This is a genomic window from Pseudorhodobacter wandonensis (assembly GCF_001202035.1).
Lineage (GTDB): Bacteria > Pseudomonadota > Alphaproteobacteria > Rhodobacterales > Rhodobacteraceae > Pseudorhodobacter > Pseudorhodobacter wandonensis.
In genome coordinates, this window is the sequence record NZ_LGHT01000038.1 from 71,789 (window position 1) to 81,941 (window position 10,153).

13 protein-coding genes and 1 pseudogene are annotated in these 10,153 nt (G+C 59.2%); 7 read left to right on the forward strand and 7 right to left on the reverse strand.

Annotation, left to right across the window (positions count from 1 at the left end; genetic code table 11):
• The first annotated feature begins 105 nt into the window (after positions 1-105).
• Entirely contained in the window at positions 106-1,062 is a 957-nt protein-coding gene (locus AKU79_RS12785) for an L-threonylcarbamoyladenylate synthase (protein ID WP_050523979.1), read from the forward strand.
• 157 nt (positions 1,063-1,219) lie between these two features.
• Positions 1,220-1,654 carry a large conductance mechanosensitive channel protein MscL gene (mscL, locus tag AKU79_RS12790; RefSeq protein ID WP_050523980.1) on the forward strand — a complete coding sequence of 145 codons (435 nt, stop codon included), beginning with the start codon at positions 1,220-1,222 and terminating at the stop codon, positions 1,652-1,654.
• Positions 1,655-1,716: 62 nt separating this feature from the next.
• On the opposite strand, the gene AKU79_RS12795 is transcribed toward mscL, so the two are convergent.
• Together AKU79_RS12795 and ald are read right to left on the reverse strand one after the other, a co-directional pair.
• On the reverse strand, positions 1,717-2,040 hold the full coding sequence (locus AKU79_RS12795) for a hypothetical protein (RefSeq protein WP_050523981.1): 324 nt from the start codon (positions 2,038-2,040) through the stop codon (positions 1,717-1,719).
• Positions 2,041-2,135: 95 nt separating this feature from the next.
• Positions 2,136-3,254 carry an alanine dehydrogenase gene (gene ald / locus AKU79_RS12800; protein ID WP_050523982.1) on the reverse strand — a complete coding sequence of 373 codons (1,119 nt, stop codon included), beginning with the start codon at positions 3,252-3,254 and terminating at the stop codon, positions 2,136-2,138.
• 132 nt (positions 3,255-3,386) lie between these two features.
• Between ald and AKU79_RS12805 the strand changes: the two genes are divergently transcribed.
• Positions 3,387-3,848 carry an Lrp/AsnC family transcriptional regulator gene (locus tag AKU79_RS12805; protein WP_050524000.1) on the forward strand — a complete coding sequence of 154 codons (462 nt, stop codon included), beginning with the start codon at positions 3,387-3,389 and terminating at the stop codon, positions 3,846-3,848.
• Between the two features lie 33 nt (positions 3,849-3,881).
• Here the strand turns inward: AKU79_RS12805 and pssA are convergent, their stop codons facing one another.
• The 4 genes from pssA to rpsU form a co-directional block, all read right to left on the reverse strand.
• On the reverse strand, positions 3,882-4,637 hold the full coding sequence (gene pssA / locus AKU79_RS12810; protein WP_050523983.1) for a CDP-diacylglycerol--serine O-phosphatidyltransferase: 756 nt from the start codon (positions 4,635-4,637) through the stop codon (positions 3,882-3,884).
• Positions 4,634-5,332 (reverse strand): phosphatidylserine decarboxylase, encoded by a 699-nt coding sequence (locus tag AKU79_RS12815; RefSeq protein ID WP_050523984.1) that lies wholly within the window; start codon positions 5,330-5,332, stop codon positions 4,634-4,636. The genes pssA and AKU79_RS12815 overlap by 4 nt, the downstream gene beginning before the upstream one ends.
• 98 nt (positions 5,333-5,430) lie before the next feature.
• On the reverse strand, positions 5,431-5,856 hold the full coding sequence (locus tag AKU79_RS12820; protein ID WP_050524001.1) for an EamA family transporter: 426 nt from the start codon (positions 5,854-5,856) through the stop codon (positions 5,431-5,433).
• 126 nt (positions 5,857-5,982) lie between these two features.
• The gene (gene rpsU / locus AKU79_RS12825; RefSeq protein ID WP_050523985.1) at positions 5,983-6,189 is read right to left on the reverse strand and encodes a 30S ribosomal protein S21; all 207 of its coding nucleotides are present in this window, start codon (positions 6,187-6,189) and stop codon (positions 5,983-5,985) included.
• Positions 6,190-6,295: 106 nt separating this feature from the next.
• On the opposite strand from rpsU, the gene AKU79_RS12830 reads away from it, so the two are divergent.
• Positions 6,296-7,036 carry a COQ9 family protein gene (locus AKU79_RS12830; RefSeq protein WP_050524002.1) on the forward strand — a complete coding sequence of 247 codons (741 nt, stop codon included), beginning with the start codon at positions 6,296-6,298 and terminating at the stop codon, positions 7,034-7,036.
• A 19-nt stretch (positions 7,037-7,055) separates the two neighbouring features.
• Positions 7,056-8,048 carry an NAD(P)H-quinone oxidoreductase gene (locus AKU79_RS12835; protein WP_050523986.1) on the forward strand — a complete coding sequence of 331 codons (993 nt, stop codon included), beginning with the start codon at positions 7,056-7,058 and terminating at the stop codon, positions 8,046-8,048.
• Positions 8,049-8,094: 46 nt separating this feature from the next.
• Here the strand turns inward: AKU79_RS12835 and AKU79_RS12840 are convergent, their stop codons facing one another.
• Positions 8,095-8,739, reverse strand: a complete 645-nt coding sequence (locus tag AKU79_RS12840) for a ribonuclease T2 family protein (protein ID WP_050523987.1) — start codon at positions 8,737-8,739, stop codon at positions 8,095-8,097.
• 125 nt (positions 8,740-8,864) lie between these two features.
• Here AKU79_RS12840 and AKU79_RS12845 point away from each other — a divergent pair, with 125 nt between their 5' ends.
• Positions 8,865-9,641: a DUF1013 domain-containing protein gene (locus tag AKU79_RS12845; protein ID WP_050523988.1), complete on the forward strand. Its 777-nt coding sequence runs from the start codon at positions 8,865-8,867 to the stop codon at positions 9,639-9,641.
• 378 nt (positions 9,642-10,019) lie between these two features.
• A pseudogene (locus AKU79_RS12850) lies at positions 10,020-10,153 on the forward strand (site-specific integrase); the annotation flags it as partial.

Consider the following 10,153-nt stretch of genomic DNA (forward strand, 5'->3'; position numbering starts at 1 on the left):
AAGTGGCGGCTCTGGCTTGGCAAAACGCTGCGGGCCAAGTATGTCCGACGTCACTGCAATGTTTAACCGCGCATATCCCGCCTTCAAGGTCAACGCTACGTCACCATGGAAATCAAAACCCGAACCCTTGCGCCAACACAAGACGGTATCAATGATGCCGCCGAAATTTTGCGCAGCGGCGGGCTGGTGGGGTTTCCAACCGAAACGGTTTATGGCCTCGGCGGGGATGCCCGAAATGACCACGCCGTCGCACGGATATTCGCAGCCAAGGGCCGGCCGCATTTCAACCCGCTGATCGTGCATGTACCCGATCTTGCAACGGCGCAAACCTATGCGGTGTTCAACGATCAGGCCTTGGCCCTTGCGGCCCAATTCTGGCCCGGCCCGCTGACCATGGTTCTACCCTTGCGCCATGACGCGGGCCTGTCGCCGCTGGTGACTGCCGGGTTGGACAGCGTGGCCATTCGCGTGCCCGCCCATCCGCTGGCCCGTGCCTTGCTGCGGGCGTTCGGCGGGCCACTGGCCGCGCCCTCGGCCAACCCCTCGGGCCGCATTTCCCCCACCCGCGCTGACCATGTTCTGGCAGGCCTTTCCGGCCGGATAGAGGCGGTCTTGAATGCGGGTGCCTGTGATGTCGGCGTTGAAAGCACCATCATCGGGCTGCTGGATACCCCTGCCTTGCTGCGCCCCGGTGGTGTGCCGGTAGAGGCGCTAGAGGCCGCATTGGCCATGCCCCTTGCCAGCGGCGGCAGCGCAGAAAAGCCAAACGCCCCCGGTCAGCTTGCCTCGCATTATGCCCCCGCGGCTGGCGTGCGGCTGAACGTAACCACACCACGAACGGGCGAGGTTTGGGTCGGTTTCGGCCCCGATTGCGCAGGGGCCGCGCTGTCGCTTTCACCCACAGGTGATCTGGTTGCCGCTGCGGCCGCGCTGTTCCACACCCTGCGGCTGGCGGATGAGATGGCCCAATCCGCAGGCATCGCCTTTGCGCCGATCCCCGAAACAGGCCTTGGCCGCGCAATAAACGACCGCCTGCGCCGCGCGGCTGCCCCGCGCCCCTGATCGACCAAACGCAAATCCCTGTCAAAGATGACTTGGAAATGCGTATTTTCCCCATGAAAACGGGCCGAAAACAGTGTAGGCAAAGGCAACGCCAATGCGTTTTCGTCACAACCAAGATGTCGGATATACCGGCAAACGTTTCTAAAAGGGGGCAATAATGCTAAACGAATTCAAAAGCTTCATCGCCAAAGGCAATGTCATGGACATGGCTGTCGGTATCATTATCGGTGCAGCCTTTACGGCAATCGTATCGTCACTGGTCGGTGACCTGATCAACCCGATCATCGGGCTTATCATCGGTGGCATCGATTTTTCCAACATGTATTTCGTGCTTTCGGGTGATGTTGCCCCCGGCACAGGCATCGCCGCCGCCCGCGAAAGCGGTGCCGCAATCTTTGCTTATGGCGCGTTCATCATGGCTGTCATCAACTTCCTGATCATCGCTTTCGTGGTGTTCATGCTGGTGAAAATGGTCAACCGCGTCAAAGACGCCGCGATCAAAAAAGAAGAGGCCGCCCCCGCAGCGCCCGCTGGCCCAACCCAAGAAGAGTTGCTGGCCGACATCCGCGATCTGCTGAAGGCGCGCGCCTGATCCAAACGGTCGTAAACAGCAACGGCCCGCCAACCGCTTGGCGGGCCGTTTTTATGGCAGGCTTACGCGGCGACCGCGCGGGCAGGGCGTTTGCGGAAATACTGATACCAGACGCGATAGAGGCTAAGTGCGGCCAAAGGCCCGAAATGGATCGCGGCAGGAACCCAGCTGCCCCAGTTGTGCAGGCTTGCCCAATGCAGCAAGGTCAGCACGGCAGCGGCATATGTCCAGCGTTGCAGCGGCTTCCAAACTGTGCCCAGCTTGCGCAGCGCCCAATCATTCGATGTCGCCGCAAGCGGGATAAAGACCAAAAACGCCAGCCATCCGGTCAGAATATCAAACTTTGTGACCTCGCCCAGAATGCGGGCAGCGAAAGGATAACCCATAGAAGATAGGGGGAAATACGCGCAAACATGAAAAGGGGCCTTTGGATCGATTTGCCCGTAATACGTTTGCTTGCGCGCTTTCTGTCGCAGATTGCTCAGATCTTTAGCGCATCCGCCGCAGCCATCACAGGCAGCCCCAATGCCTCACCCACCGCGGCATAGGTCAGATGCCCTGCATGGGTGTTCAGCCCGGCCAGCAAATGCTTGTCATCGGCACAGGCCTGCTTCCAACCTTTATCGGCCAGCGCCAGCATGAACGGCATCGTCGCGTTGCCCAAAGCGATGGTCGAGGTGCGCGCAACCGCCCCCGGCATGTTGGCCACGCAATAATGCATGATGCCATCCACATCATAAATCGGGTCTTGGTGGGTGGTCGCTTTTGAGGTCTCAAAGCACCCGCCTTGGTCAATCGCCACATCCACCAGCGCCGCGCCGGGTTTCATTGTGGCCAATTGCGCCCGCGAGATTAGTTTGGGCGCAGCAGCCCCCGGCACCAGAACTGCGCCGATCACCATATCTGCCGTCTTGATCTGCTCGGCGGTGGCGGCGGCCGAGGCATATTGCGTCATCAACCGACCCTGCCATAGATCGTCAAGCCAGCTGAGGCGGGCGATAGATTTGTCCAGCACGGTTACATTTGCCCCCATGCCAATTGCAACCCGCGCAGCCGCTGTGCCCACCACACCGCCGCCAATTACGACAACATTCGCAGGCAGCACACCGGGCACACCGCCCAGCAACACGCCACGCCCGCCATTGGCCTTTTGCAGCGTCCACGCGCCAACCTGTGGTGCCAGACGCCCGGCCACTTCGGACATCGGTGCCAGCAACGGCAGCCCGCCACGGGCATCTGTCACGGTTTCATAGGCAATTGCGGTAACACCAGATTTCAGCAAATCGGCGGTCTGTTCAGGATCGGGCGCAAGATGCAGATAGGTGAACAGCAATTGCCCCTCACGCAGGCGCGCCCGCTCGACCGGCTGCGGTTCTTTCACTTTTACGATCATTTCAGATTGGGCAAAAACGCTCTCGGCATCGGGCGCAATCTTGGCCCCCGCCGCAAGGTAATCAGCATCGGTAAAACCCGCGCCGACGCCTGCACCTGTTTCCACCAAAACGCTATGGCCATGGGCCACCGCCTCACGCGCCGCATCGGGCGTGAGGCCCACGCGGAATTCTTGGGGTTTGATTTCCTTTGGACAACCGATTTTCATATGCAACCTCCCTGGTTATTCAAAAACTATCGCGCGGCGGTCACGCAATTGCTTTGAAATTTGGGTGGAATTTCCATGGTTTCGGCGTATAATATTCGACACAAACGTCAATTCGATGAAAGAACCACGGCGATGCTTGACCTTGACGCAACAGACCGCAGAATTTTGACTGTTTTGCAAAAGGAAGGTCGGGTCACAAATGCCGAGCTGTCCGAACGCATCAACCTGTCGCCCTCGGCCTGCCACCGCCGCGTGCAACGGCTTGAGGAAGAGGGCTATATCGCAGGTTACGTCGCCTTGCTCGATGCCCGCCGCATGGGCCGCCCGACGACCGTGTTCGTTGAAATCACCCTGCAGGGCCAAGCCGATGACCTGCTCGACCGGTTTGAGCGCGAGGTGGCACGCGTCCCCGATATTCTGGAATGCCATCTGATGGCCGGATCAGCGGATTACCTGCTGAAAATCATCGCCCAGGATACCGAAGATTTCGCCCGCATCCACCGCCAATACCTGTCGCGGCTGCCGGGGGTGGCGCAGATGCAATCCAGCTTTGCCCTGCGAACCGTTGTGAAAACCACGGCAATGGCGGTCTGAACCCCCCCGCCATTTCGACAAAACGGCAGCCCTTCAGGGCTCTTCTGGTCTGCGCGGCTTGCGGAAATACTGCACCACTGCCCAGGCTATCACCATGGCATAGGCCAGATCCAAAATCACCAACAGCAACCAGAACCGCGTTACCATCAGCCCGACGATGACAGCGCCGGCCAGCAATACAACCACCTGCCACTCACGCTTGACCCGCACGGCCTTGGACGACAACGTCGGCACCTTGCTGACCATCAGCCAGGCCACAAGCAGCGTCCACACGCCAAACACCACCGGAAAATCGCGTGCATCCAGCGTGCCGAGCTGGGTTAGAAACAGCGGCAACAGCGCCAGCATCGCCCCACCCGGCGCCGGCACGCCGATGAAATGCGGCTTGCCCACAGGCGCAGGCTCATCGCGCGACACATTGAACCGTGCCAATCGCAGGCAGGCACAGCAAATATAGATCAGCACAAACATCCAGCCGGTCGCAAAATCGCGGCTTAGCGCGAACTGAAACACCAAAATTCCTGGCGCAACGCCAAAGCATAGAAAATCCGACAGGCTGTCCAGCTCGCCGCCAATCTCGCTTGCAGCATTCAGCCGCCGCGCCAGCAACCCGTCCAACCCGTCAATCAGGGCCGCGAAAATAATCAGGGCCGCGGCAATATCAAACCGCCCCACCAGCACAAAGCGGATCGAGGTTAACCCCGCGCACAGCCCCAAAATCGTCACCATATTCGGCAACATCAGGATCAGGGACATGCTTTCGCGTTTGCGCCGAGGGGACTCGCTCATCTTTCGCGGCCCTCGCGCGGCGCCTCGGTCGAGGAAATATCGGCCAGCACGGTTTCACCAGCCACCATCGTCTGCCCAAGGCAAACCAGCGGCTCTACCCCTTCGGGCAAATACACATCCAGCCGCGACCCGAAACGGATCATCCCGAACCGCTCACCCGTTTGCAAACGTGCGCCTTCCGGCACCTCGCACACAATCCGGCGCGCAACCAAGCCGGCAATCTGCACCACGGCCAAATCGCGCCCGTCCTGCATCCGCACCACCAGCGCATTGCGCTCATTGTCCACGCTTGCCTTATCCAGACTGGCGTTCAAAAACTTGCCGGGGCGATAGGCGATTTTCGTCACTTGTCCCTCAATCGGCAAGCGGTTCACATGGCAGTTAAACACGTTCATAAACACCGACACGCGCATCATCGCATCCGGCCCAAGGCCCAGTTCTTCTGGTGGCACAGCCGGTTCCAGCAATGAAATCACGCCATCGGCAGGGCTGACAATCAGCCCCTCGCGCGTCGGCGTCACCCGCTTTGGGTCGCGGAAAAAGTAATAGCACCAAATCGTCAGGCCCAGCCCGACCCAGCCAAGCGGCTGCCAGACAAAGAACAATACCACCGCCACAACCGCGAAAATCGGGATAAAGCGCCAACCTTCACGGTGGATCGGTTTGACAACAGTCGACATCATGCTGGCGGACATAGGTAAAGCAGCCTTTTTTTGTTCGTTTAAAGTACGCGGTTTTGCACATAATCGGGGCCAAAACAATGCCGCCGCAGATTAGGTTGCGCAACGTTTCCTTAACGCCACGCTACCAAGATAGCACCCCCCGCAATCATTGCCACGCCCAACCAGTTCGGCAAGCTCAAATGCTCGCCCAAAAACACTGCCGCAAATACGGCCACCAGAACCACACTCAACTTGTCAATCGGGGCCACGCGTGCCGCGTCACCCATTTTCAAGGCGCGAAAATAGCACAGCCAAGAGGCGCCCGTCGCCAGCCCCGACAGCACCAGAAACACATATGACCGCGCCGAGATTTTGCTGGGCGAAAACCCTTCACGCCCCAGCAAGGCAATCAGCGCCACCAGCACCAAAATCACCACCGTTCGCACCAAGGTTGCGCTGTCTGACGGCACATCCGCTACGCCCACTTTGGCCAAAATCGCCGTCAGCGCCGCAAATCCGGCCGAGGCCAGCGCCCAAAACTGCCATGTCATCTGCATATCAATCCCCTTTTGTGCCAACTTGCGCCGCCTCTGCCCAAAAGACAAAGAAAAACCCCCAAGCTCGCGCAAGGGGGTTAGCCTTTGAGTGGGGTTGCCCCCACCAGTGTTCGCTAGAAGTCGATCTTAAAGACCGTTCTCACGCTGGAGCTTCTTGCGTGCGAGCTTGCGCGCACGCCGGATTGCTTCAGCTTGCTCACGGGCTTTCTTGACGGAGGGCTTTTCGAAATGTTGCTTAAGCTTCATTTCCCGAAAAACGCCTTCGCGCTGGAGCTTTTTCTTCAAGGCCCGAAGGGCTTGTTCGACGTTATTGTCGCGGACGCTGACCTGCATGTGGTTTTCACCACCTTTCTAAGTTAAATTTGCACGGATGTGCAGGCCCGCCCCCCATAGCAAAGGGGGCAGCGCTTGTCTACCATTGCAAACACCGGAGGCCATGATGACAACCGCACAAACTGACGAATCCCCCAAGGATAACGGGTTAGAGCAGGCAAAACAGGCGATTTTGCAGGCCGCACTGCCACATGTGCCCTTTGATGGCTGGTCCGAGGCAACTTTTGTCGCAGCGGTCACTGATTCGGGGGTGGCCTTGGGTCTGGCGCGTGCGCTCTATCCTCGGGCGGGCCTCGATCTGGCTTTGCACTATCACCACAGCGGTGATGCGCAGATGGTGGAACTCCTGCAAGCCGCCAATCTGGCCACGATGCGCTATTCCGACCGCGTGGCCTTTGCCATTCGCACGCGGCTGGAACTGGTGACAGACCGCGAATTGGTGCGCCGTGGCACCACGCTGTTTTCCCTGCCGCAAAACGCGGGCGAGGGGGCTTCGGCCATTTGGGGCACCGCAGATGCGATCTGGAAGGCGCTGGGCGATACCTCAACCGATCTGAACTGGTACAGCAAACGCGCCACGCTCTCGGGCGTCTATGCGGCGACCGTGTTGTTCTGGCTGGGCGATGACAGCCCGAACCATTCCGCAACATGGGATTTCCTTGATCGTCGCCTGCGCGACGTGATGCAGATTGAGAAATTCAAATCCGCTTTGCGCGATAATCCTCTGTCACGGGCCTTGCGCTCGGGGCCATTATCGGGTGCCATGACCGCGATGCAAAAGATCAAGATGCCAGATAGGCCGCGCGATATGCCTGGTAAATCCGAGCCCGATAAATCTGTGTCCTGATCGCTGAAATGAGGCTGCTATGACCGTTCCTGACGCGATGCTTGCGATTGAAATTACCCAACCTGGCGCGCCGGATGTGCTTGCGCCGGTATCGGTGCCTGTTCCGGTGCCAAAACACGGTCAGATCCTGATTAAGGTCGCCTATGCAGGGGTAAACCGCCCCGATGCCTTGCAACGCGCCGGCGCCTATAACCCGCCCGCCAATGCCTCGCCCTTGCCGGGGCTGGAATGTTCGGGCCATGTGGCAGCCATCGGGCCGGGTGTCACCCGCTGGGCCGTGGGCGATGCCGTCTGCGCCCTGTTGCCGGGCGGTGGCTATGCCGAATATGCGATGACGGCCGCCGACCACGCCCTGCCAATCCCCGAAGGCATGGACCTGCGCCAAGCCGCCTGCCTGCCCGAAACCTGCTTTACCGTCTGGTCCAACATCGTCATGCGCGGCGGGCTAAAGGCGGGAGAGCGGTTCTTGGTTCACGGCGGCAGCTCGGGTATCGGCACCACGGCCATCCAGATCGCCGCCGCTTTGGGCGCGCGCGTCTTTGCCACCGCCGGTTCTGATAAGAAATGCGCCACCTGCACCGATCTTGGCGCCGAAAAAGCCTTTAATTACCATGATCAGGATTTTGTCGCCGAAATGAAGGCCGTTGGCGGCGCCGATCTTATCCTCGATATGGTCGGCGGCAGCTATATCCCCCGCAACATCCGCAGCCTTGCCGATGATGGCCGCCTCGTGCAAATAGCGTTTCTGACCCGCCCCAAGGTTGAACTCAACTTTGCCGAGCTGATGATGCGCCGCCTCACCATCACCGGCTCGACCCTGCGGCCCCAATCCGACCTTGCCAAGGCCCGCATCGCCGCACAGATCGAAGAACATGTCTGGCCAATGATCGCCCGTGGCGCCCTGAAACCGGTCATCGACAGCGAATACCCGCTGGCCGAGGCCCCCGCCGCCCACTGGCGGATAGAGGCGCAGGGCCATATCGGGAAAATTGTGCTTAAAGTGGCAGACTGACCTTTGGCGGCGCAGAAAATTTCCCCGAAAACCCTCTGAAAGGCCCCTAGCGCACCGCCCCTAACACCGCATCTTGCATCTGGCAATCGCGGATCGTGTCGGCCCCGCAGGGCCGCGGCTGCAAGTCTTTGGTCAGGCAAATCCGCACTTCCTGAATCATCCCCGACTTGCAAGTGACGGTAATCATATCCTTGGCCAATACCGGATTGGCGGCCAGATATGCCTCTTCCACCACTGACGCGGGTACCTTCAGCGTCTTGTTGATTTTGGCAAAAACATCAGGCTCTTGTATCGATGTGAACGCGCGCCGCGCCGTTGCAAAATAATCCTGCGCCGACAGGCCCGCGCAGCGGCCATGCTTTTTCCACTGATACCACGCCAGCCCCGCGCCGCCCATAATATCGGCCATCGCGCCCGACTCGCTGCGCGACGGGTCGCGCGCAGTGGTCCGGCAATAGGCGGGCCAGCCGTTTTCATACTGCGGCCACAACCCGTGCAGCGTGAACGTCAGCCCCTTGTCTGGCAGGCATTGGTCTTCCCCGCGCGAGTCGCCCTCTAACGCACACCAATTTGATGACCAGCTTAACGCCATGACATAATAGTCAAAATCTCCGGCCTTTTCGCCATCCGCACGCGCCGCTACGCCCGAAAATGCCATCACAAAACCTAGCAAAACCGCAAAAACACGCATTTTCTCTTTCCTCTGCCCACATGTGTCAGTATATGAACCCCTGACTTCCCCGAAAACGTAAAGACGCGAGGCCACGCCCGCAGCCGTTTTCTCGGCATGGAAGGGATTTGTAAAGGAGTGTTGCGATGAACAAGCCACTGATGTCCAAAGCAACCGCCGTCTGGCTGGTGGACAATACAACTCTGACCTTCAAGCAGGTCGCAGATTTCTGCGGTCTGCACGAGCTAGAGGTACAAGGCATTGCCGATGGCGATGTTGCCACCGGCGTTAAGGGTTTTGACCCTGTGTCCAACAACCAGTTGGACGCGGGCGAAATTGAAAAGGCGCAGGCCGATCCGCACTACCGTCTGAAACTGAAGTTCATCGCCTCGGCCGTGGGCGAGGAAAAACGCCGTGGCCCGCGCTATACGCCGCTGTCCAAGCGTCAGGACCGTCCTGCCTCGATCCTCTGGCTGGTGAAATTCCACCCCGAGCTGACCGACGGTCAGGTTGGCAAGCTGGTCGGCACCACCAAGCCAACCATTCAGGCGATCCGCGAGCGGACGCATTGGAACATCAACAACATCACCCCGATCGATCCGGTCGCCCTTGGTCTGTGCAAGCAGAGCGAGCTTGATGCCGCCGTACAAATCGCTGTGCGCAAAAAGGCTGCCGAAGGCGGCGTGATGTCGGATGATGAGCGCCGCAAACTCGTCAGCACCGAGCAATCGCTTGGCATGTCCGAAGAGCCAAAGATGCCTTCCTCGCTCGCCGGTCTGGAAAACTTCAGCCTGACCGACAAAGACGAAGAGGCTGACAAGCACGCCGATTATTCAAACGCCGACAGCTTCTTTAACCTGCCCGACGCGGATGACGAAGACGAAGACGATGATGAAGACAGCATCGATCCCCGCCGCAAATAAGCGCTGCGACACTTCACGATAAACCACCCCGCGCGGCCAGCCCTTTGCCGTAAATGCTGCAAGTGGCGTGATGCGGTGATATTCCAAAACGACCCAGACGACGAGAAGCCCCCGAAGAATTTTTCGGGGGCTTAAACGCGATCTGTGTCTCGGAGCTTGTCTATGTCAGGTATGCGGGAGGTGGCGGACCTTGGTCAAGAACACGCCAATGTCCGCTTGCAGGAAACGGTACCAAAAACGGCCCTTGGACGAAGCCGCTTCGCGGCATTGGTGCATTTGGCTAATGGCGTGACACGCCCCCAAAGTGGTGCGCATTTTGCGTTTTGACCGACCTGCCTGACGATTGGGGTCTTCTCAATCATCAGACAGGAGGTTCCCATGACAGAAGAGAAAGTAACCCCGCTGCGCCAGCGGATGATCGAAGACATGCGCATCCGTGGAATGGGGGACAAGGCGCAGAAGTCCCACATCCGTGCGATCAAGGATTTCGCCGTTTTCCTCGGACGACCACC